Source organism: Salinisphaera sp. LB1 (assembly GCF_003177035.1).
Taxonomy (GTDB): domain Bacteria; phylum Pseudomonadota; class Gammaproteobacteria; order Nevskiales; family Salinisphaeraceae; genus Salinisphaera.
The window spans coordinates 670,870-691,428 of record NZ_CP029488.1; the positions used below are offsets into that span (position 1 = coordinate 670,870).

The following is a 20,559-nucleotide window of genomic DNA, read 5'->3' on the forward strand; positions in this document are numbered from 1 at the left end:
ATTAATTACCTATGTCGCGAAGCGCGCTAGACGCGGCGCTTCTTGGGCGGACGACAGCCGTTGTGCGGAATCGGGGTCACGTCGATGATGCTCGTCACCTTGAAGCCGGACGCATTCAGTGAGCGCACCGCGGCTTCACGCCCCGGACCCGGGCCCTTCACGCGAACCTCGAGATTCTTGACGCCGTACTGTGACGCGCCCTCGCCGGCACGCTCGGCCGCAACCTGTGCAGCGAACGGCGTGCTCTTGCGTGAGCCTTTGAATCCGCAGGTGCCCGAAGTGCACCACGACAAGACGTTGCCCTGCCGATCGGAAATCGTGATGATGGTATTGTTGAACGTGGCATACACGAACGCGATACCATCGGTAACGTTCCGACGCGCGCGCACCTTGCGGCTACGGCTGTTCGAGGTGGATGCTGTCGCCATAATGTCTATCTACCTGTGATCTCGCGCGAAAAGGCGCTTATCGACGAATCGGACGACGCGGGCCCTTGCGAGTCCGCGAATTGGTCTTCGTGCGCTGACCGCGCACCGGCAGCCCGCGGCGGTGACGCATGCCGCGGTAGCAGCCGAGGTCCATCAGCCGCTTGATGTTCATCGACACCTCGCGACGAAGGTCACCTTCGATCGTGTACTGCTGCACCTGCGCACGCAGCGCCTCGACTTCGCCTTCCGTGAGATCCTTGATCTTGGTGTCGGTGGCTACACCGGCCTCCTTGCAGATCTCACGAGCGCGGGTATGACCCACGCCGTAAAGCGACGTCAGCGCAATGGCTGCATGCTTGTTGATCGGGAGATTGACTCCAGCGATTCGCGCCATTTGATTGAACTCCCAGCTCGCGGGTGCGGACGTGTTCGCTTCAAAAAGCGCGAACGACGCCGGAAAAGCCCGCCATCATATCCTTAAAAACTGACTTTGACAATACCGCCGAAGCGAATCAGCCCTGGCGCTGCTTATGCCGGGGGTCCGTCGAGCAAATCACCATCACCGCGCCATTGCGGCGAATGACTTTGCAGTTGCGGCAAATTTTCTTGACCGATGCTCTAACTTTCATCTCGTCCCTCTACACGTGACTCACGTCACCATGACCGCCGAACAGCGGGCGCGACACACTGCTATCGCAGCATGCCGGCCCGGCCGCCCGCCTTTAGATTGTTCTTGCGCATCAGGCCCTCGTACTGATGGGACATCAGATGAGCCTGCAACTGCGCCATGAAATCCATGACCACCACAACAATGATCAGAAGCGACGTGCCGCCGAAATAGAACGGCACGTTGTACTTGAGGATCAGCAGCTCCGGCAACAGACAGACCAGCGTGACATAGACCGCACCGGCGACCGTGAGCCGCGTCAGCACCGTATCGATGTAGTTGGCCGTCTGAATACCGGGCCGAACCCCCGGAATGAATGCACCGGACTTCTTCAGGTTATCTGCTGTCTCGCGCGAGTCGAACACCAACGCGGTATAGAAGAAACAGAAGAAGATGATCATCCCGGAATAGAACAGCACATACAGCGGCTGCCCCGGCGCGATCGCATTCGACACCCAGTTCGCGACACTCCCGCCCTGACCGAGAAAGCGGATGATCGTTGCCGGAAACAGGATGATGCTGGAGGCAAAAATCGGCGGGATGACACCGGCCATATTCAGCTTCAACGGCAGATGCTGTGTCTGGGCGGAATACATCCGCCGACCGCTCTGGCGCTGCGCATGATGCACCGGTATCCGCCGTTGTGCACGCTCGACGAACACCACGAACGCGAGCACCGCGAGCGCACCGACGAACAACGCGACGACGAAGAAAAAACTGAGCTCGCCGGTCCGCACCAGATCCAGTGTGCCGCCGATGGCCGACGGCAGTCCGGCCACGATCGCCGAAAAGATCAACATCGAGATGCCGTTGCCGATGCCGCGCTCGGTCACCTGCTCACCGAGCCACATCAGGAACAGCGCGCCGGTCGTGAGTGTGATCGCCGTGGTGAAGATGAAACTGAATTCACTCACCCCGTTCAGGGCGATGCCCTGGTTCCACAGCGCCACACCGGTGCCGACCGACTGGAAACTGGCCAGCACAACGGTCCCATAACGCGTGTACTGCGTGATCTTGCGCCGGCCCGATTCACCTTCCTTCTTGAGCTCCTTGAGCGACGGAACGGTCGCCGTGAGGAGCTGGAAGATGATCGACGCGGAGATATAAGGCATTACGCCCAGCGCGAAGATCGATAACCGCTTCAACGCACCGCCGGTGAACATGACACCGACGTCGAGAATCGTTCCCGATTGCTGCTGGAACAACCGGGCCAACTCCGCCGGATCGATACCGGGCACGGGAATGAAGCTCCCGATACGGAACACGACTAGCGCGCCGAGCAGGAATAACAGCCGCTGCCGGATCTCGGTGAGATTGCCGGCATTGGGCATCATGCCGCCGCCTGCGTTGTTGGGACGCTTGGCCATGTCTATACGGTGACCGAACCGCCCGCCGATTCGATCGCCTGACGGGCGCCGGCTGTCGCCGCCACACCCTTCAGCGTCACCGCCGAGGACAGTTCACCGGAAGCGATGATCTTGGCACCCCGCGCCTGGCGCGGCACCAGATGGGCCGCCTTGAGCGCCGCCAGGTCGATCTCGCCGCTCAACTTGTTCAGACTGTCCAGACGGACTTCGACCACACCCGACCCGGTCGCATGAAAGCCGCGCTTGGGAATACGGCGCTGCAGCGGCATCTGGCCGCCTTCGAAGCCGACCTTCGTGTAGCCGCCGCTGCGCGAATGCTGGCCCTTGTGACCGCGGCCCGCGGTCTTGCCGAGATCCGAACCGGAGCCGCGGCCAACGCGCTTGGCGTCCGGACGCGAACCATCGGTGTAATGCAGGTCGTTGAGCTTCATTTAAACCTCCTCGACCGCAAGCATGTCAGCAACCTTGTTGATCATGCCGCGATTTTCCGGGGTGTCGGTCACTTCGACCGAGTGATTCACACGACGCAGACCCAGGCCCCGCACGCAGGCGCGATGTCGCGCAATGCGGCCGATAGGGCTCTTGATCAGCGTCACTTTGATCCGCTTGTCTGCCATGACCGCCTCGTTTACGCCGTAATGTCTTCGACGGACTTGCCGCGCTTGGCCGCGATGAATTCCGGATCATGCATGTTGCGCAAACCGTTGATGGTCGCCCGCACCAGGTTGATCGGATTACGCGAGCCGTAGCTCTTGCACAGTACGTTGTTCACGCCCGCAACCTCGAACACCGCGCGCATGCCGCCGCCCGCAATCACACCGGTACCTTCCGAGGCCGGGCGCATGATGACCTTGCTGGAGCCGTGCTCGCCGACAATGGCGTGCTGCAGCGTGGAGCCTTCCTTGATCTGCACGCGCACCATGCTCTTGCGCGCGGCCTCCATCGCCTTGGCGATGGCGAGCGGCACTTCGCGGGCCTTGCCATAGCCATAGCCGACGCGACCCTCGCCGTCGCCGACTACGGTCAGCGCCGTGAAGCCGAACTGACGGCCGCCCTTGACCACCTTGGCCACGCGATTGACGGTGACCAGCTTTTCGAGCAGGTCGCCTTCGGTGCGTTGTTCGTTACGTGTTGCCATATCTCGTATCCGTTAGAACTGCAGGCCGTTTTCACGCGCGGCATCCGCCAGCGCCTTGATGCGACCGTGATAGGCAAAGCCCGAGCGATCGAAGGCGACCTCCTGAATGCCCGCGGCCCTGGCGCGCTCGGCGATCGTGCGACCGACCAGCTCGGCGGCTGACTTGTTGCCGCGATGACCCGCGACTTCGCCCCGCAGATCCTTGTCGACCGTCGAGGCCGACACCAAGGTCTGGCCGCCGTCCGGCGACACGATCTGTGCATAAATGTGCTGCGGCGTGCGATGCACCGACAGGCGGTGCGCGCCCAGCTTGCGCATGTGCATTCGGGCCCGGCGCGCACGCCGCAGACGAGAAACCGTTTTCTTGTGCATAACGATCCTGAATCCGTTGCTGTAGGCGAAAACGCGCTACTTCTTCTTGGCGTCTTTGCGGATGATTCGTTCGCCCGCATAGCGAATACCCTTGCCCTTGTAGGGCTCGGGCGGACGCCAGGCGCGAATCTCGGCCGCGGCCTGACCCACGACCTGCTTATCGGCACCCTTGAGTACGATTTCGGTCGCGCTCGGCGTTTCCACCGTCACGCCCGCGGGCACTTCGTAGACCACCGGGTGCGACAGGCCCAGCGAAAGATTCACTTTGCTGCCCTGGGCCTGGGCGCGATAACCGACGCCTTCGAGCTGCAGTTTGCGCTCGAAACCCTCAGTCACGCCGTGCACCATGTTGGCGACCGTCGCCCGCACCGTGCCGGCCATGGCCATGTTCGGCTGGCGACCGGTGGCCTGGGCTCGTGCCACGCCATCCGAAACTTCCAGATCCACACCCAGCGGCAGACGGAACGCGAGCTCGCCGCCCTTGCCCTTGACCGTGATATCGCGCCCATTGACGACACATTCGACGCCGCTGGGGATATTCACCGGCGCTTTGGCTACTCTCGACATCTTATTGCTCCTCGCCTGACCGGCTTTACGATACGTAGCAGAGGACTTCGCCGCCGTGGCCGGCCGCGCGGGCCGCCCGGTCGGACATCACGCCCTGCGACGTCGAGATGATCGAAATACCCAGGCCACCCACGACCTCGGGCACATCGTTCTTGTTGCAGTAAAGACGCAGCCCGGGCTTCGACGCACGCTCGATATACTCGATCACGCCGTGGCCCTGGAAGTACTTCAGGCCAATCCGCAACCGCGGCTTGCCGTCGACCTCGGCCGTTTCGTAGCCACTGATGTAGCCTTCATCCTCGAGCACCTTCGCAATCGCGAGCTTGAGCTTCGAGGAGGGCATTTCAACGCTTTCCTTGTCCGCCGACTGCCCGTTACGAATACGGGTCAGCATGTCGGCGATGGGGTCAGTCATACTCATGCGTACCGATACCTATTAACTGTGAACTACCAGGACGAGAGCACGAGGCCGGGCACTTCGCCCCGCATCGCAGCTTCGCGCAGCTTGTTACGGGACAGACCGAACTTGCGATAGACACCCTTCGGGCGCCCGGTCACTCGACAACGGCGCGTAACCCGGGTCGGGCTCGCGTCGCGCGGCAACGCCTGCAATTCCTGGGCAGCGGCATAACGTTCTTCGGGCGTGGCCTGCGGATCGTCGATCCGGGCCTTGATCGCCTGACGCTTGGCCGCGTACTTGGCTACGATCTTCATGCGCTTTTCATCACGCGCAATCATGCTTTTCTTCGCCATAATTATCTCCGGAAGGGGAAGTTGAACCCTTCAAGCAGGGCCCGCCCCTCTTCATCGCTCGACGCGGTGGTCGAGATCACGATATCCATGCCGCGCAGCGTGTCCACACGGTCGTAATCGATCTCGGGAAACACGATCTGCTCCTTGAGGCCGAGGCTGTAATTGCCCCGCCCGTCGAAGGAACGCGGATTCAGACCGCGAAAATCGCGGATACGCGGTAACGTCACGTTGACCAGGCGGTCTAGGAATTCATACATCCGGGCGCGGCGGAGCGTTACCTTGCAGCCGATGGGCCAGCCTTCGCGGATCTTGAACCCGGCGACCGACTTGCGGGCACGCGTCATCACCGGCTTCTGCCCGGCGATCTTTTCCATATCGCCCATCGCGGCCTCGATCACCTTGCGATCCGACACCGCTTCGCCCACGCCCATGTTCAGCGTGATCTTCGCAATCCGCGGCGCCGCCATGCGGCTGCTGTAGCCGAACTTCTCGACCAGCTCGCCGACAATGCGATCCCTGTAAACGGCCTTCAACCGCGGCGCAATTGTCTGTTCTGCGTTTTCCATGACTCGCCTACGCGTCCACTACTTCGCCGGAAGACTTGAAGAAGCGCACCTTGCGCCGGTCTTCACCTTCACCCAGCCATTTGAAACCAACACGCTCGCCTTTTTCGGTCTGCGGGTTGTACAGCATCACGTTCGACACGTGAAGTGGCATCTCCTTTTCCTCGATACCACCCTGTACACCCTGGTTGGGGTCCGGCTTGACATGCTTTTTAACCATGTTCAGGCCTTCGACCACCACTTTGCCGTTGTCGAGCACACGCGTGACGGTGCCGCGGCGGCCCCGGTCCTTACCGGCCACCACCATGACTTCGTCGCCCTTACGGATTTTGCTGGAGCTCATAGCACCTCCGGCGCAAGCGAAATGATGCGCATGAACTTGGCACGCAGTTCACGAGTCACCGGCCCGAAGATACGGGTCCCGACCGGCTCGTTGTTGGCGTTGAGCAGCACGGCGGCGTTGCTGTCGAAGCGGATGACCGAGCCATCCACACGACGCACGCCACGCTTGGTGCGCACCACGACCGCGTTCATCACATCGCCTTTTTTCACACGGCCACGCGGAATGGCATCCTTGACCGTGATCTTGATGATGTCGCCGACACGAGCATAGCGCCGGTGCGAACCGCCCAGCACCTTGATGCACTGGACGCGACGGGCACCGCTGTTGTCGGCTGCGCTGAGTTCCGATTCTGTCTGAATCATGACCTTGGCTATCCTGCAGTATCGAACTCGCCAGCCTTGTCTACGACACGGCTGAGCGACCACGATTTGTGACGAGAGATCGGGCGACCCTCACGAATCTCGACCCAGTCGCCGACATTGCAGACATTGTCTGCGTCGTGTGCCTTGAGTCGCGTGCTGCGCTTGACGTACTTGCCATACAGCGGATGCTGCATGCGCCGCTCGATCGACACCACGATGGTCTTGTCCATCGCGTTGCTGACCACGCGGCCCACGAGCGCGCGCTGGCGCTTTTCGCCTGCTTCGGGTTGCGTGTTGGTATCGCTCATCGGAGTTAACCCTGATTGCGTGCTTCGTTGAGCACGGTCTTGATACGGGCGATATCGCGCCGGATACGTCCGAACTGATGCGTCGCCGCCAGCTGACCGCTGCCCTGCTGCATGCGCAGGTTGAACTGCTCGCGCCGCAGCGCCACCAGTTCGTCGTTCAGCTCGTCAGCCGATTTCTGTCTCAGATCTGTCGCTTTCATGATCGCCTCTACATCACCTTGCGTTCGACGAACACGGTCTTGACCGGCAACTTGGAAGCGGCAAGCCGGAACGCTTCCTGCGCCACTTCACGCGAAACGCCTTCCATTTCGTAGAGCATGGAGCCGGGCTGGACCTTGGCGACCCAGAACTCGACATTGCCCTTGCCCTTGCCCATACGCACTTCGATGGGCTTCTTGGTTACCGGCTTGTCCGGAAACACGCGGATCCAGGTCTTGCCGCCACGCTTGATGTAGCGGGTCATGGCGCGACGTGCGGCCTCGATCTGCCGCGCCGTCAGCCGACCGCGCTCCACGGCCTTGAGGCCGAATTCGCCGAAGCTGACTTCGTTGCCACGCTGCGCCAGGCCGCGGTTACGACCTTTCTGCACTTTGCGGAACTTGACTCGCTTGGGTTGCAACATAACGCCTTACCCCGCTGCAGCGCCGGACTCGGCGCTTTCTTCGACTTTAGGCTCGGTGTCGAACACTTCGCCCTTGAAGATCCAGACCTTGACGCCGATGACACCGTACGTAGTCTTGGCTTCCGCCAGGCCATAATCGATGTCGGCGCGCAGCGTATGCAGCGGCACACGGCCGTCGCGGTACCACTCGGTACGCGCAATCTCGGCCCCGTTCAGCCTGCCCGCAACGTTCACGCGGATACCGCCAGCGCCCAGGCGCATGGCGTTGCCCACCGCGCGCTTCATGGCGCGGCGAAACATGATGCGACGCTCGAGCTGCTGCGCGATATTCTGCGCGACGAGATAGGCATCCAGCTCGGGACGCCGAATCTCTTCGACCGACAGATGCACCGGCACACCCATGCGTGCCGCGACCTCGGACCGCAGCTTGTCGATGTCCTCGCCCTTCTTGCCGATCACGATACCCGGCCGTGCGGTGTGAATCGTGATGCGAGCCGAACGGGCCGGACGGTCGATCTGAATACGACTGACCGACGCATGCGACAGCTTTTCGCGAATGAATTCGCGCACCGCCAGATCGGTGTTCAGCGCATCGGCGTAACCCTGACCCTCGGCGTACCAGCGCGAGCACCACTCGGTCGTGATGCCGAGCCGGAAACCGACGGGATGTACTTTATGACCCATATCTTTATCCGCTGTCGTTGGACCGCCTAGCGGTCGGCCACTCGAATGGTGACGTGACTCGTCCGCTTCAGGATGCGATCGGCGCTGCCGCGGGCGCGCGGCTTCATTCGCTTCATCGTCGGCCCCTCGTCGACCATGATGGCCGCGATCCTGAGCTCGTCGATATCCGCACCCTCGTTGTGCTCGGCATTGGCAAGCGCCGACTCGAGCACCTTGTGCACGATCCGCGCCGCCTTCTTGGTCGAGAACTCAAGCACTTCGAGCGCCCGCTCAACCGGCATGCCGCGGACTTCGTCGGCGACCAGGCGGGCCTTCTGCGGCGAGATACGCGCGAACCGCAATTTTGCGACAGATTCCATCTCGATATCTCCGCGTTAACCCTTGCGATCGCCGAGATGACCCTTGAAGGTCCGGGTCGGCGAAAATTCACCCAGCTTGTGCCCGACCATATTTTCGGACACGAATACCGGAACGTGCTGGCGGCCGTTGTGGACCGCGATGGTGAGGCCGATCATGTCCGGCGTCACCATCGAGCGACGCGACCAGGTCTTGATCGGACGCTTCGTGCTCGCACCCTGAGCCGCCTCGACCTTCTTGGCCAGATGCAGGTCGACGAAGGGACCTTTCTTGAGAGAACGTGGCATAACTTATCCCGTACCTTGTCTGGCGCCCTAGCGCTTCTTGCGCTTGGAGCTCCGACGGACAATCATGCCGTCGGTGCGCTTGTTCGAACGAGTCTTGAAGCCCTTGGTCTTCCAACCCCAGGGACTGGTCGGATGCCGACCACCGCTGGTGCGGCCCTCGCCACCACCATGCGGATGGTCGATCGGGTTCATGGCCACACCGCGAACGGTGGGACGCTTGCCCCGCCAGCGTGTGGCGCCGGCCTTGCCGAGCTGACGCAGGCTGTGCTCGTTATTACCAACCTCGCCGACAGTCGCCTTGCAGTTGATGTGCACGCGACGGGTTTCGCCGGACTTCAGGCGCAACACGCAATACTCACCGGCCCGCGCCGCGATCTGAATGCTGGTGCCGGCGCTGCGCGCCAACTGGGCACCCTTGCCGGGACGCATTTCCACACAGTGCACCGTCGTACCCACCGGGATACTAGCCAGCGGCAATGCGTTACCCGGGCGAATCGGCGACTGCGGACCGGACACGATCGGCGTCCCGGCTTCGACGCCGCGCGGCGCGATGATGTACCGGCGCTCGCCGTCGGCATAGAGCACGAGCGCGATGTTCGCGCTGCGATTCGGATCGTACTCCAGACGCTCGACCTTGCCCGGAACGCCATCCTTGTTGCGCTTGAAATCGATCAGCCGATAGTGCTGACGATGACCGCCGCCGCGATGACGAACCGTAATCCGGCCGTGCGTGTTGCGACCACCGTGCTTGTGCTTCTTGACCAGCAGCGCCTCATGCGGCCTGCCGCTGTGCAGATCCGGGCGCTTGACGCTGACCACAAACCGCCGGCCCGCTGATGTCGGATTGGCTTTCTTGAGTGCCATAGTATTCTAGCTCCGCTACGTCGCCCTACTGGGCGGCGCCGTCAAGAAAATCGATTTCGTCGCCTTCGGCCAGCGTCACATAAGCCTTCTTGAAACCGCTTCGCAAACCGGCCTGGCCGCGAAAACGCTTCTGCTTGGGCTTGTTGTTCAACGTGGTCACACCCACGACCTTGACGTTGAACAGGGATGCGACCGCTTCGGCGATCTCGTGCTTGTTCGCGTCGCCGGCAACCTGGAAGACCACCTGGTTGGCCGAGTCGCCAACCACCGATGCCTTTTCCGAGACGAGCGGCGAACGCAGCACCTGATAGATGCGCTCTTTATTCATGCCAGCCATCCTTCGAACGCCTGCAGCGCGCTTTCCGTCATCAATACATGCTCGGCGCCGACCAGCGTGACCGGATCGAGGTCCGTGACCGCGACCACGTCGAAGCCGACGATATTGTTCGCCGAATAGCCGAGCTTGTCGTCGACTTCGGACACAACCAGCACACCACGCGCCTCAACCGACTGCTCGGACAGGGCCTTGAGCAGGCCCTTGGTGCTACGCGACTCGAGCGCCAGGTCCGGAACCACCGAAAAGCGATCCTGCCGAACCAGCTCCGAGACGATCGCACTCATGCCAGCGCGATACATCTTGCGATTGACCTTCTGCGAGAAATCGCGGGGACTGGCTGCGAACGTGACGCCGCCACCGGACCAGATCGGACTGCGAATAGTGCCAGCCCGGGCGCGGCCCGTGCCCTTCTGACGCCACGGCTTTTTGCCGCCGCCGCGCACTTCCGCACGATTTTTCTGCGCCTTCGTGCCCGCACGACCACCGGCGAGATATGCCGTGACGATCTGATGCACCAGGGTTTCGTTGAACGGGCGACCGAAAACGGCGTCCGACACCGAAACCGACTTGTCGCCGCTTGCGAGATTCAGTTCCATGCTTAAACCTGCCTATTCGCCAGCACGCCGTTAACCGGCCTTCTTGACCGCCGGCTGAATGATGACGTCACCGTTCTTGGCACCCGGCACACCGCCGCGAACAAGAATGAGACCCCGCTCTTCGTCCACGCGAACCACTTCCAGGTTCTGGACCGTGGTACGGGCGTTACCCAGCTGGCCGGCCATCTTCTTGCCCTTGAACACATGACCCGGCGACTGGTTTTGACCAATCGAGCCCGGCGCGCGATGCGCCTTCGAGTTACCGTGTGTCGACCGCTGGGAACGGAAATTGTGACGCTTGATCACACCGCCGTAGCCCTTACCGATGGAGCGCCCGATTACGTCGACGTACTGCCCGGCGGCGAAGACCGATACCGTCAGCTCACCGCCGACCTCGATCTCGACCTGCTCCGGCGCGACGGCTTCTTCGCCATCGGCCGTGCCGGGTGCGCCGGCCGTAACCCGGGGCCAATCACCGTCCACGCGAAACTCCCAGATACCGCGACCTGCCTCGACACCGGCCTTCTTGAAGTGCCCGGCGGCCGGCCTGGTCACGCGGTTTGCGCGACGCGTACCGGTCGTAACCTGCAGTGCGCGGTAGCCATCGGTTTCGACATCTTTTTTCTGGACGACGCGGTTCGGCTCGACCTCGACGACCGTGACAGGCACGGACACGCCGTTGTCGTCGAACACGCGCGTCATGCCGCGCTTGCGACCTACCAATCCAATAGCCATTTATTAAGTACCTTCTCGCTTATCGCCACTCGCTAGAGGGGGCGACAGTTCAAGTATGGTTTTCCAGTGCAAAGGGCCCGCGTGATCGCGGGCCTCTTCCAACAAGAGGGCGAGAAGTATAACACGCCCCGGGGACTTGTGTCGCCCTTACTGCAATTTAATTTGGACGTCGACGCCCGCAGCAAGGTCGAGCTTCATCAACGCGTCGACCGTCTTCTCGGTAGGCTCGACAATATCCATCATCCGCTTGTGCGTGCGGATTTCATACTGATCCCGGGCGTCCTTGTTGACGTGCGGCGAAATCAGGATGGTATAGCGCTCCTTGCGCGTCGGCAGCGGGATCGGGCCGTGGACCTGCGCACCGGTGCGCTTGGCGGTCTCGACGATCTCCCGGGCCGACTTATCGATCAATCGATGGTCGAACGCCTTGAGACGAATACGAATGTTCTGACTAGCTGCCATGACGATTCAAATGCCTCAGGCCGTAATTTTGGTCACGACGCCCGCACCCACGGTGCGACCGCCTTCACGAATGGCGAAGCGCAGGCCTTCTTCCATCGCAATCGGATGTATGAGCTCGACGTTCATCGTCACGTTGTCGCCCGGCATCACCATCTCGGTGTCCGCCGGCAGCTCGCAAGCGCCCGTCACGTCCGTCGTCCGGAAGTAGAACTGCGGACGATAGCCCTTGAAGAACGGCGTGTGGCGACCGCCCTCTTCCTTCTTCAGCACGTACACTTCGCATTCGAAGTTGGTGTGCGGCGTGATCGAGCCCGGCTTGGCCAGCACCTGGCCACGCTCGATGTCTTCGCGCTTGGTGCCGCGCAGCAGCGCGCCGATGTTGTCACCCGCCTGACCCTGGTCCAGCAGCTTGCGGAACATCTCGACGCCGGTGACGGTGGTCTTGGTCGTGGGGTTGATACCCACGATTTCGATGTCGTCACCCACGTTGATCACGCCGCGCTCGACACGACCGGTGGCGACCGTGCCACGACCGGAGATCGAGAAGACGTCCTCGACCGGCATCAGGAAGGCGCCGTCCACGGCACGCTCGGGGTCGGGAATGAATTCGTCCATGGCCCGCACGAGCTTGGCGATCGATTCCGATCCGTGCTCGCCTTCGTCGCCTTCCAGCGCCTTGAGCGCACTGCCGACAATCACCGGGGTGTCGTCGCCCGGGAAGTCGTAGGCGTCCAGCAGTTCGCGGACTTCCATTTCCACCAGCTCGAGCAGCTCTTCGTCGTCCACCATGTCGGCCTTGTTCAGGTACACGACGATGAACGGCACGCCCACCTGGCGCGCCAGCAGAATGTGCTCGCGCGTCTGCGGCATGGGGCCGTCGGCCGCCGACACGACCAGGATCGCGCCGTCCATCTGCGCAGCACCCGTGATCATGTTCTTGACGTAGTCCGCATGCCCCGGGCAGTCCACGTGCGCATAGTGACGCGCTTCGCTCTCGTACTCGACGTGCGAGGTGGAGATCGTGATACCACGCGCCTTTTCTTCCGGCGCCTTGTCGATGGCATCAAACGCCGACAGCTCTGAACCGAACAACCGGTTCGACACCACCGTCAGCGCGGCCGTCAGCGTCGTCTTACCATGGTCCACGTGACCAATCGTGCCGACGTTGACGTGCGGCTTGTTACGCTCGAATTTTGATTTGGACACGGCGACTTCCTCTTATGCCTTTTCCGGTTGATTGCGAGTCAACGCCTCGACGATATTTCGGGGCGCTTCTGCATAATTGTCGAATTGCATGGTGTAGGTGGCACGACCCTGGCTCATGGAGCGCAAATCGGTCGCATAACCGAACATCTCGGACAACGGCACCGTAGCCGAAATCTGCTTGCCGGTGGGGATGTCTTCCATGCCCTTCAGATTGCCGCGACGCCGGTTAAGATCGCCCATGACGTCGCCCATGTACTCCTCGGGCGTGACGACTTCGACGTCCATCATCGGCTCGAGCAACACGGCCGAAGCCTTGCGGGCCCCATCCTTGAGCGCCATCGAGCCAGCTATTTTAAACGCCGCCTCGTTGGAGTCAACATCATGGTACGACCCGTCGTACAGGGTGACCTTGACATCGACCATGGGGTAGCCCGCGACCACACCGTTGGTCATCGCCTCCTGCACACCCTTGTCGACCGCGCCGATGTATTCCTTGGGCACGACGCCGCCGACGATGGCGTTGACGAACTCATAACCGGCGCCGGCTTCTTCCTGCGGCTCGATGCGCAGGTAGACGTGACCGTACTGGCCGCGACCACCCGACTGGCGCACGAACTTGCCTTCCTGCTCGACCTTCTTGCGAATGGTTTCGCGATAGGCCACCTGTGGCGCACCGACGTTCGCCTCGACACCGAACTCGCGCTTCATGCGATCGACGATGATCTCGAGATGCAACTCGCCCATGCCGGAGATGATGGTCTGCGCGGTTTCCTCGTCGGTGCGCACACGGAAGGACGGATCCTCCTGTGCCAGCTTCGACAGGGCCACGCCCATCTTCTCCTGGTCGGACTTCGACTTGGGCTCGACGGCGACCGCGATCACCGGCTCCGGAAACTCCATGCGCTCCAGGATGACCTGCGAATCGGGTGCGCACAGCGTGTAACCCGTCGTCACGTTCTTGAGACCGACCACGGCGGCGATGTCGCCTGCACGCACTTCCTTGATCTCTTCACGCGTATTGGAGTGCATCTGCAAAATACGGCCGACGCGCTCCTTCTTGTTCTCGATCGGGTTGTAGATCGAATCGCCCGACTGCAGCACACCCGAATACACACGAATGAACGACAGCGAACCCACGAACGGATCGGTGGCGATCTTGAACACCAGCGCGGCGAACGGCTCATCGTCGGAGGCATGACGCTCGATCGGCTTGTCCGGATCGTTGGCGTCCTGGCCCTTGATCGGCGGCACCTCAGTCGGCGACGGCAGATAATCGATCACGGCGTCCAGCATCGCCTGCACGCCCTTGTTCTTAAAGGCGGTGCCGCACAGACAGAGGGTGATCTCGTTGTTGATCACGCGCTTGCGCAGACCGGACTTGATCTGGTCGTTGGTCAGCTCGCCGTTCTCGAGATACATCTCCATGATCTCTTCGTCGGCCTCGGCCGCCGCCTCGATCATCTCTTCGCGATACTTTTCGGCATCGGCCTGGAGATGCGCGGGGATGTCGCGCGCCTCGAAGGTGCGCCCGGCATCTTCCTGATTCCAGTAGATCGCCTGCATGCGCATGAGGTCGACAATGCCTTCGAACTGGTCTTCGGCACCGATCGGCAGCTGAATGGTCACCGGATAGGTGGCCAGACGCTTTTTCATCATGTCGATGCAGCGCCAGTAGTCCGCACCCAGCTTGTCCATCTTGTTGACGAACGTAATGCGCGGCACGTGGTACTTGTCGGCCTGACGCCAGACCGTCTCGGTCTGCGGCTCCACACCGGCGTTGGCGTCAAGCACGCACACCGCCCCGTCGAGCACACGCAGCGAGCGCTCGACCTCAATGGTGAAGTCGACGTGGCCCGGTGTATCGATGATGTTGACGCGATACTGCTCCGGGTACTGCTGCTCCATGCCCTGCCAGAAGCAAGTGGTGGCAGCCGAGGTGATTGTGATGCCGCGTTCCTGCTCCTGCGACATCCAGTCCATCACGGCCGCGCCGTCATGCACCTCGCCCATCTTGTGAGAGATACCGGTGTAGTACAGAACACGTTCGGTCGTCGTCGTCTTGCCGGCATCGATGTGGGCCATGATGCCGATGTTGCGATAACGCTCAAGTGGATGCTTACGGGCCATGAGGGTCTCTTGTAGCTCTTGCGAAATGGTGCGCGCGGGGAATCGCGCGTCTTACCAGCGAAAGTGCGAGAACGCTTTGTTGGCGTCGGCCATGCGATGCGTGTCCTCACGCTTCTTGACCGCGGCACCGCGATGCTCGGAGGCATCGATCAGCTCGCCGGCCAACCGGCGCGCCATGGTGTTTTCGCCACGCTTACGCGCCGCATCGATAACCCAGCGCATGGCCAGCGTGGTGCGACGAATCGCACGCACCTCGACCGGCACCTGGTAGGTGGCACCACCCACGCGACGGGACTTGACCTCAACCGCCGGGCGCACGTTGTCGAGCGCTTCCTGCAGCACTTCGAGAGGCTCGTCCGTACCTTTCTTGGTAGAGATCTGGGACAGCGCGCCGTAGACGATCATTTCGGCCTTCGACTTCTTGCCATCCTCCATGATCATGTTCATGAACTTGGCGAGGAGTTCGCTGTGATACCGCGGATCCGGAAGGATTTCGCGGCGCGGGGCGGATGCACGACGGGACATAGCTTTTCTAACCTATTCGTTTGAACGGATGCGGCCGGCCTACGACTTCGGCTTCTTGGCGCCGTACTTCGAACGACCCTGACGACGCGCTTCCACGCCCGAGGCGTCCAGCGCACCGCGCACCGTGTGGTAACGCACACCGGGCAAGTCCTTCACACGACCGCCGCGAATCAACACGACCGAGTGCTCCTGAAGGTTGTGACCTTCACCACCGATGTAGCTGGCCACTTCATAGCCGTTGGTCAGCCGCACACGCGCAACCTTACGCAATGCCGAGTTCGGCTTCTTCGGCGTGGTGGTATAGACGCGGGTGCAGACGCCACGCTTCTGCGGGCAGCCCTGCAACGCCGGCACGTCATTCTTCTGCCGTTTGTCCTTGCGGCCCTTACGGACCAATTGGTTGACCGTAGACACGTCGTCACCCTGATCTTAATCTTAAAAAATATTAAGGCAGCCCGGGAATACAGGCTGCCAGAAGAGGACGGCGGATACTAAGGCAGGCGCACGCTGGTGTCAACCACCGCGCGCCTGCCCGGTACCGCCATCAGTTCTGCTCGTCTCCGGCGGCGTCGGCATTGTGCGAACCCGCGTCAGCGCGATCCAGCGCGTCCTCGGCGTCGGCGCTGGCCTCGGCAGCCATCTCCACGGCCTCCTCGGCCGATTCGCCCCGAGTGGCCGGCAGAGCGCCCTGCAGGTCCAGCGGACTCATGCGCTCGCGGCGACGCTGCTCATGATACGCCAGACCGGTACCCGCCGGAATTAGCCGACCGACGATCACATTTTCCTTGAGACCCCGCAGATCGTCCCGGGCGCCGCGCACGGACGCCTCGGTCAGCACGCGCGTGGTTTCCTGGAACGAGGCGGCCGAAATGAACGACTCCGTCGACAGGCTCGCCTTGGTGATGCCCAGCAACAGCCGGTCGAAGGTCGCGGGCTGTTCGCCCTTGGCCTCGACCCGGCGATTCTCGTCCAGCACCGCCTGGTACTCGGCCTGCTCGCCCTGCAGGAACTTGGTATCACCCGCGTCGACAATCTCGACCCGGCGCAGCATCTGGCGAATGATCACCTCGATGTGCTTGTCGTTGATACGCACGCCCTGCAGCCGGTAGACGTCCTGAATCTCCTTGACCAGATAGTCCGAGAGCTTCGGAATCCCCTGGAGACGCAGGATGTCGTGCGGCATCGGCTCGCCGTCGGACACGATTTCGCCCTTCTCGACGTATTCGCCCTCGAAGACATTGATCTGACGCCACTTCGGCACCAGAAGCTCGGTCTCGTAGCCATCGGAATCGACGATCTTGAGACGCTGCTTGCCCTTGGTGGCCTCGCCGAAACGCACGGTGCCCGCGGCTTCGGCGAGAATCGCCGGCACCTTGGGTTTGCGCGCCTCGAACAGGTCGGCCACCCGGGGCAGACCACCGGTGATATCGCGGGTCTTGGACGATTCCTGCGGGATACGGGCGGTGACGTCACCGACCACGATATCCTGCCCGTCCTCGACCACCACGATGGCCTTGGGCGGCAGACTGTACGCCGCCGGGATCTCGGTGCCCGGGAAGTTCAGCTCATTGCCGTCGCCATCGAGCAGCTTGATCACCGGGCGCAGGTCCTTGTTGCCCTGGCCGCGCGATTTCGGCTCGGTCACCACCAGCGTGGAAACGCCGGTGATTTCGTCGATCTCGCGCTGCACCGTCACACCTTCGATGAACTCCTCGAACTTCACCTTACCGGCGACTTCCGAGATGATCGGATGCGTATGCGGATCCCAGTCGGCCAGACGCTTGCCGGCCTCGACCTGATCGCCCTCGCCGACGTGCAGCCGCGCGCCGTAGGGGATCTTGTAGCGTTCCTTTTCGCGATAGTTATCGTCCACGACGCCGATTTCGCCCGATCGCGACACCGCGACCAGATGCCCGTCCTCGGCGTGCGCCACGGTCTTGATGTTGTGCAGCTTGACCGTGCCGTCGGTCTTGGTCTCGACGCCGTCGGCCGAAACCGCACGCGAGGCCGCGCCGCCGACGTGGAAGGTACGCATGGTCAGCTGCGTGCCGGGCTCGCCGATCGACTGCGCCGCGATCACGCCGACGGATTCGCCGATCGAGACGCGCTCGCCACGGGCCAGATCCCGGCCATAGCACTGCGCGCACACACCGAACGATGCTTCACAGGTGATCGGACTGCGCACATGCACCATGTCGATGGAGTTGACTTCCAGCTTGTCGACCTCGCGCTCGGTGAGCAGCGTGCCGGCATCGATCAGGGTGGTGTTGTCGGCCGGGTCCACCACGTCGCGCGCCAGCACGCGGCCCAGCACCCGCTCGCGCAGGGGCTCGACCACGTCGCCGCCCTCCACGATCGGGTACATCGGGATACCGCCCTCGGTGCCGCAGTCCACGTCGGTGATGACCACGTCCTGCGACACATCCACCAGACGCCGGGTCAGATAACCCGAGTTGGCGGTCTTGAGCGCGGTGTCGGCCAGACCCTTGCGGGCGCCGTGCGTGGAGATGAAGTACTGCAGTACGTTCAGCCCCTCGCGGAAGTTGGCCGTGATGGGGGTCTCGATGATCGAGCCGTCCGGCTTGGCCATCAGGCCGCGCATGCCGGCCAGCTGGCGGATCTGGGCCGCGCTACCACGCGCGCCGGAGTCGGCCATCATGAAGATGGAGTTGAACGAGGTCTGGTCGACGGGGTTGCCCTCGCCGTCCACGACTTCGTCGAGGCCGAGCTTGTCCATCATGGCGTTGGCGATCTGCTCGTTCGCCCGCGACCAGATGTCGATGACCTTGTTATAGCGCTCGCCCTGGGTCACGAGACCGGAGGTGTACTGGTCCTCGATCTCCTTGACTTCGTCTTCGGCGCGCGCCAGCACGGTCTGCTTTTCTTCCGGAATGACCATGTCGCCGACGGCGATCGAGATGCCGGCCTTGGTCGACATGCGGAAACCGGTGTACATCAGCTGGTCGGCGAACACCACGGTCTCCTTGAGACCGACGTTGCGATACGCCTGATTGATGACTTCACTGACCGTCTTCTTGCCCAGCTCCTGGTTGATCATGGCGAACGGCAGGCCCGGGGGCAGGATGTCGTAGAGCATCGCCCGGCCGACGGTGGTCTCCACCACGCGCGTGACCGGCGTGGTATTGCCATCCTCGTCCATGTCGACGTCGTCGAGACGGACCTTGATCAGGGCCTGCAGATGCACCTGCCCGGCGTCATAGGCGCGATGCACCTCGGCCGGATCGGAGAAGGTCATGCCCTCGCCGGCCTGGTTCACCCGCGAGCGGGTCATCCAGTACAGGCCGAGCACGACGTCCTGCGTGGGCACGATGATGGGCGCGCCGGAGGCCGGCGACAGCACGTTGTTGGTCGACATCATCAGCACGCGCGCTTCCAGCTGTGCCTCAACGGACAGCGGCACGTGCACGGCCATCTGGTCGCCGTCGAAGTCGGCGTTGAACGCGGTGCAGACCAGCGGATGCAGCTGGATCGCCTTGCCCTCGATCAGCACCGGCTCGAACGCCTGGATACCCAGGCGATGCAGGGTCGGCGCGCGGTTGAGCAGCACCGGATGCTCGCGGATCACGTTTTCCAACATGTCCCAGACTTCCGGCTCTTCGCGCTCGACCATCTTCTTGGCCGCCTTGATCGTGGAGGCGTACTCCAGACGCTGCAGACGGGAATAGATGAACGGCTTGAACAGCTCGAGCGCCATTTTCTTGGGCAAGCCGCACTGGTGCAGCTTGAGCGTCGGGCCGACCACGATCACCGAACGGCCGGAGTAGTCGACGCGCTTGCCCAGCAGGTTCTGACGGAACCGGCCCTGCTTGCCCTTGATCATGTCGGCCAGCGACTTCAGCGGGCGCCGGTTGGAACCGGTGATCGCCCGACCGCGGCGGCCGTTGTCGATCAGCGCATCCACCGACTCCTGCAGCATGCGCTTTTCGTTGCGCACGATGATGTCCGGCGCGTTCAGGTCGAGCAGCCGCGCGAGGCGGTTGTTGCGGTTGATCACACGCCGATACAGATCGTTGAGATCCGAGGTCGCGAAGCGGCCGCCATCCAGCGGCACCAGCGGACGCAGATCCGGCGGCAGCACCGGCAGCGCGCGCAGGATCATCCACTCGGCCTTATTGCCCGACTGCTGAAAATACTCCAGCAGCTTCAGGCGCTTGCCGAGACGCTTGATCTTGGTGGCCGAACCGGTCGCACCCAGTTCCTCGCGCATGCGCTGGGCTTCCGCGCCCATGTCCATGTTCTTGAGGATGTCGAGAACGGCCTCGGCGCCCATCTTGGCGGTGAACTCATCGCCGTACTGCTCGACCGTATCCAGATACTCTTCTTCCGAGAGCAGCTGGTACGGCTCGAGTGGCGTCATGCCGGGGTCGGTCACGACGTAGGCTTCGAAATACAGCACGCGCTCGATCGCGCGCAGCGGCATGTCGAGCAGCAGGCCGATACGGGACGGCAGGCTCTTGAGGAACCAGATATGGGCCACCGGCGCCGCCAGGTCGATATGACCCATGCGCTCACGCCGCACCTTGGTCTGGGTGACCTCGACGCCGCATTTTTCGCAGATCACACCGCGATGCTTCATGCGCTTGTACTTGCCGCACAAGCACTCGTAGTCCTTGACTGGGCCGAAGATACGCGCACAGAACAGGCCGTCGCGCTCGGGCTTGAAGGTCCGGTAGTTGATGGTCTCGGGTTTCTTGACCTCCCCGAAAGACCAAGAACGAATGGTCTCGGGCGAAGCCAGGCTGATTCGAATGGCGTCGAACTCTTCGACGTCGTCCTGGCTCTTGAACAGATTCAGCAGATCTTTCATGTCCTACTCCGGATCGTGAGGGGCGTGGTTGCAACGCGCACGGTGGGTTGCACCGTGCCGG

Annotated in this window: 30 protein-coding genes; all 30 read right to left on the minus strand. The window is 62.3% G+C overall.

Features of this window, described 5'->3' with window-relative positions; genetic code table 11:
• Nucleotides 1–26: 26 nt before the first annotated feature.
• Nucleotides 27–428, minus strand: coding sequence for a 30S ribosomal protein S11 (gene rpsK, locus SALB1_RS02985; protein ID WP_109992511.1), 402 nt, complete (start codon nucleotides 426–428; stop codon nucleotides 27–29).
• A gap of 37 nt (nucleotides 429–465) precedes the next feature.
• Entirely contained in the window at nucleotides 466–822 is a 357-nt protein-coding gene (gene rpsM / locus SALB1_RS02990) for a 30S ribosomal protein S13 (RefSeq protein ID WP_037341317.1), read from the minus strand.
• Nucleotides 823–940: 118 nt separating this feature from the next.
• The gene (rpmJ, locus tag SALB1_RS02995) at nucleotides 941–1,057 is read right to left on the minus strand and encodes a 50S ribosomal protein L36 (protein WP_006913650.1); all 117 of its coding nucleotides are present in this window, start codon (nucleotides 1,055–1,057) and stop codon (nucleotides 941–943) included.
• Nucleotides 1,058–1,118: 61 nt separating this feature from the next.
• Nucleotides 1,119–2,462: a preprotein translocase subunit SecY gene (secY, locus tag SALB1_RS03000; RefSeq protein WP_109992512.1), complete on the minus strand. Its 1,344-nt coding sequence runs from the start codon at nucleotides 2,460–2,462 to the stop codon at nucleotides 1,119–1,121.
• Between the two features lie 2 nt (nucleotides 2,463–2,464).
• Nucleotides 2,465–2,893, minus strand: coding sequence for a 50S ribosomal protein L15 (rplO, locus tag SALB1_RS03005; RefSeq protein ID WP_109992513.1), 429 nt, complete (start codon nucleotides 2,891–2,893; stop codon nucleotides 2,465–2,467).
• The gene (gene rpmD, locus SALB1_RS03010; RefSeq protein ID WP_109992514.1) at nucleotides 2,894–3,079 is read right to left on the minus strand and encodes a 50S ribosomal protein L30; all 186 of its coding nucleotides are present in this window, start codon (nucleotides 3,077–3,079) and stop codon (nucleotides 2,894–2,896) included. It abuts the gene before it with no gap.
• An 11-nt stretch (nucleotides 3,080–3,090) separates the two neighbouring features.
• Complete coding sequence (gene rpsE, locus SALB1_RS03015; protein ID WP_037341324.1) at nucleotides 3,091–3,600, minus strand: 30S ribosomal protein S5; 510 nt, start codon at nucleotides 3,598–3,600, stop codon at nucleotides 3,091–3,093.
• 12 nt (nucleotides 3,601–3,612) lie between these two features.
• Nucleotides 3,613–3,972 carry a 50S ribosomal protein L18 gene (gene rplR / locus SALB1_RS03020; protein WP_109992515.1) on the minus strand — a complete coding sequence of 120 codons (360 nt, stop codon included), beginning with the start codon at nucleotides 3,970–3,972 and terminating at the stop codon, nucleotides 3,613–3,615.
• A 36-nt stretch (nucleotides 3,973–4,008) separates the two neighbouring features.
• Nucleotides 4,009–4,539, minus strand: a complete 531-nt coding sequence (gene rplF / locus SALB1_RS03025; RefSeq protein ID WP_109992516.1) for a 50S ribosomal protein L6 — start codon at nucleotides 4,537–4,539, stop codon at nucleotides 4,009–4,011.
• 25 nt (nucleotides 4,540–4,564) lie between these two features.
• Nucleotides 4,565–4,960 carry a 30S ribosomal protein S8 gene (gene rpsH / locus SALB1_RS03030; RefSeq protein WP_037341330.1) on the minus strand — a complete coding sequence of 132 codons (396 nt, stop codon included), beginning with the start codon at nucleotides 4,958–4,960 and terminating at the stop codon, nucleotides 4,565–4,567.
• Between the two features lie 26 nt (nucleotides 4,961–4,986).
• Nucleotides 4,987–5,292, minus strand: coding sequence for a 30S ribosomal protein S14 (gene rpsN, locus SALB1_RS03035; protein ID WP_109992517.1), 306 nt, complete (start codon nucleotides 5,290–5,292; stop codon nucleotides 4,987–4,989).
• A gap of 2 nt (nucleotides 5,293–5,294) precedes the next feature.
• Nucleotides 5,295–5,858 (minus strand): 50S ribosomal protein L5, encoded by a 564-nt coding sequence (gene rplE / locus SALB1_RS03040; protein ID WP_109992518.1) that lies wholly within the window; start codon nucleotides 5,856–5,858, stop codon nucleotides 5,295–5,297.
• Nucleotides 5,859–5,865: 7 nt separating this feature from the next.
• Nucleotides 5,866–6,198: a 50S ribosomal protein L24 gene (gene rplX, locus SALB1_RS03045; protein ID WP_109992519.1), complete on the minus strand. Its 333-nt coding sequence runs from the start codon at nucleotides 6,196–6,198 to the stop codon at nucleotides 5,866–5,868.
• Nucleotides 6,195–6,560 (minus strand): 50S ribosomal protein L14, encoded by a 366-nt coding sequence (gene rplN, locus SALB1_RS03050; RefSeq protein ID WP_109992520.1) that lies wholly within the window; start codon nucleotides 6,558–6,560, stop codon nucleotides 6,195–6,197. Before rplN ends, rplX begins: the two co-directional genes overlap by 4 nt.
• An 8-nt stretch (nucleotides 6,561–6,568) precedes the next feature.
• Nucleotides 6,569–6,868 (minus strand): 30S ribosomal protein S17, encoded by a 300-nt coding sequence (rpsQ, locus tag SALB1_RS03055; protein ID WP_109992521.1) that lies wholly within the window; start codon nucleotides 6,866–6,868, stop codon nucleotides 6,569–6,571.
• Between the two features lie 5 nt (nucleotides 6,869–6,873).
• Nucleotides 6,874–7,068, minus strand: a complete 195-nt coding sequence (gene rpmC, locus SALB1_RS03060; RefSeq protein ID WP_109992522.1) for a 50S ribosomal protein L29 — start codon at nucleotides 7,066–7,068, stop codon at nucleotides 6,874–6,876.
• A gap of 8 nt (nucleotides 7,069–7,076) precedes the next feature.
• Nucleotides 7,077–7,490: a 50S ribosomal protein L16 gene (rplP, locus tag SALB1_RS03065; protein WP_109992523.1), complete on the minus strand. Its 414-nt coding sequence runs from the start codon at nucleotides 7,488–7,490 to the stop codon at nucleotides 7,077–7,079.
• 6 nt (nucleotides 7,491–7,496) lie between these two features.
• The gene (rpsC, locus tag SALB1_RS03070; RefSeq protein WP_109992524.1) at nucleotides 7,497–8,174 is read right to left on the minus strand and encodes a 30S ribosomal protein S3; all 678 of its coding nucleotides are present in this window, start codon (nucleotides 8,172–8,174) and stop codon (nucleotides 7,497–7,499) included.
• 26 nt (nucleotides 8,175–8,200) lie between these two features.
• Nucleotides 8,201–8,533 (minus strand): 50S ribosomal protein L22, encoded by a 333-nt coding sequence (rplV, locus tag SALB1_RS03075; RefSeq protein WP_109992525.1) that lies wholly within the window; start codon nucleotides 8,531–8,533, stop codon nucleotides 8,201–8,203.
• A gap of 15 nt (nucleotides 8,534–8,548) precedes the next feature.
• A complete protein-coding gene (gene rpsS / locus SALB1_RS03080; RefSeq protein ID WP_109992526.1) occupies nucleotides 8,549–8,818 on the minus strand; it encodes a 30S ribosomal protein S19 in 270 nt (89 codons plus the stop codon).
• Between the two features lie 27 nt (nucleotides 8,819–8,845).
• The gene (gene rplB, locus SALB1_RS03085; RefSeq protein ID WP_109992527.1) at nucleotides 8,846–9,682 is read right to left on the minus strand and encodes a 50S ribosomal protein L2; all 837 of its coding nucleotides are present in this window, start codon (nucleotides 9,680–9,682) and stop codon (nucleotides 8,846–8,848) included.
• Between the two features lie 25 nt (nucleotides 9,683–9,707).
• Complete coding sequence (rplW, locus tag SALB1_RS03090) at nucleotides 9,708–10,010, minus strand: 50S ribosomal protein L23 (RefSeq protein ID WP_109995243.1); 303 nt, start codon at nucleotides 10,008–10,010, stop codon at nucleotides 9,708–9,710.
• Nucleotides 10,007–10,615, minus strand: a complete 609-nt coding sequence (gene rplD / locus SALB1_RS03095; protein WP_109992528.1) for a 50S ribosomal protein L4 — start codon at nucleotides 10,613–10,615, stop codon at nucleotides 10,007–10,009. The genes rplW and rplD overlap by 4 nt, the downstream gene beginning before the upstream one ends.
• A gap of 30 nt (nucleotides 10,616–10,645) precedes the next feature.
• Entirely contained in the window at nucleotides 10,646–11,350 is a 705-nt protein-coding gene (rplC, locus tag SALB1_RS03100; protein ID WP_109992529.1) for a 50S ribosomal protein L3, read from the minus strand.
• A gap of 147 nt (nucleotides 11,351–11,497) precedes the next feature.
• Nucleotides 11,498–11,812: a 30S ribosomal protein S10 gene (gene rpsJ / locus SALB1_RS03105; protein ID WP_006913628.1), complete on the minus strand. Its 315-nt coding sequence runs from the start codon at nucleotides 11,810–11,812 to the stop codon at nucleotides 11,498–11,500.
• A gap of 15 nt (nucleotides 11,813–11,827) precedes the next feature.
• Nucleotides 11,828–13,018 carry an elongation factor Tu gene (gene tuf, locus SALB1_RS03110; protein ID WP_109992530.1) on the minus strand — a complete coding sequence of 397 codons (1,191 nt, stop codon included), beginning with the start codon at nucleotides 13,016–13,018 and terminating at the stop codon, nucleotides 11,828–11,830.
• A 12-nt stretch (nucleotides 13,019–13,030) separates the two neighbouring features.
• Complete coding sequence (fusA, locus tag SALB1_RS03115; protein ID WP_109992531.1) at nucleotides 13,031–15,145, minus strand: elongation factor G; 2,115 nt, start codon at nucleotides 15,143–15,145, stop codon at nucleotides 13,031–13,033.
• A 51-nt stretch (nucleotides 15,146–15,196) separates the two neighbouring features.
• Nucleotides 15,197–15,670 (minus strand): 30S ribosomal protein S7, encoded by a 474-nt coding sequence (gene rpsG / locus SALB1_RS03120; protein WP_109992532.1) that lies wholly within the window; start codon nucleotides 15,668–15,670, stop codon nucleotides 15,197–15,199.
• Between the two features lie 39 nt (nucleotides 15,671–15,709).
• Entirely contained in the window at nucleotides 15,710–16,084 is a 375-nt protein-coding gene (rpsL, locus tag SALB1_RS03125; RefSeq protein ID WP_037341482.1) for a 30S ribosomal protein S12, read from the minus strand.
• Nucleotides 16,085–16,214: 130 nt separating this feature from the next.
• The gene (gene rpoC, locus SALB1_RS03130; protein WP_109992533.1) at nucleotides 16,215–20,498 is read right to left on the minus strand and encodes a DNA-directed RNA polymerase subunit beta'; all 4,284 of its coding nucleotides are present in this window, start codon (nucleotides 20,496–20,498) and stop codon (nucleotides 16,215–16,217) included.
• Between the last annotated feature and the right edge of the window lie 61 nt (nucleotides 20,499–20,559).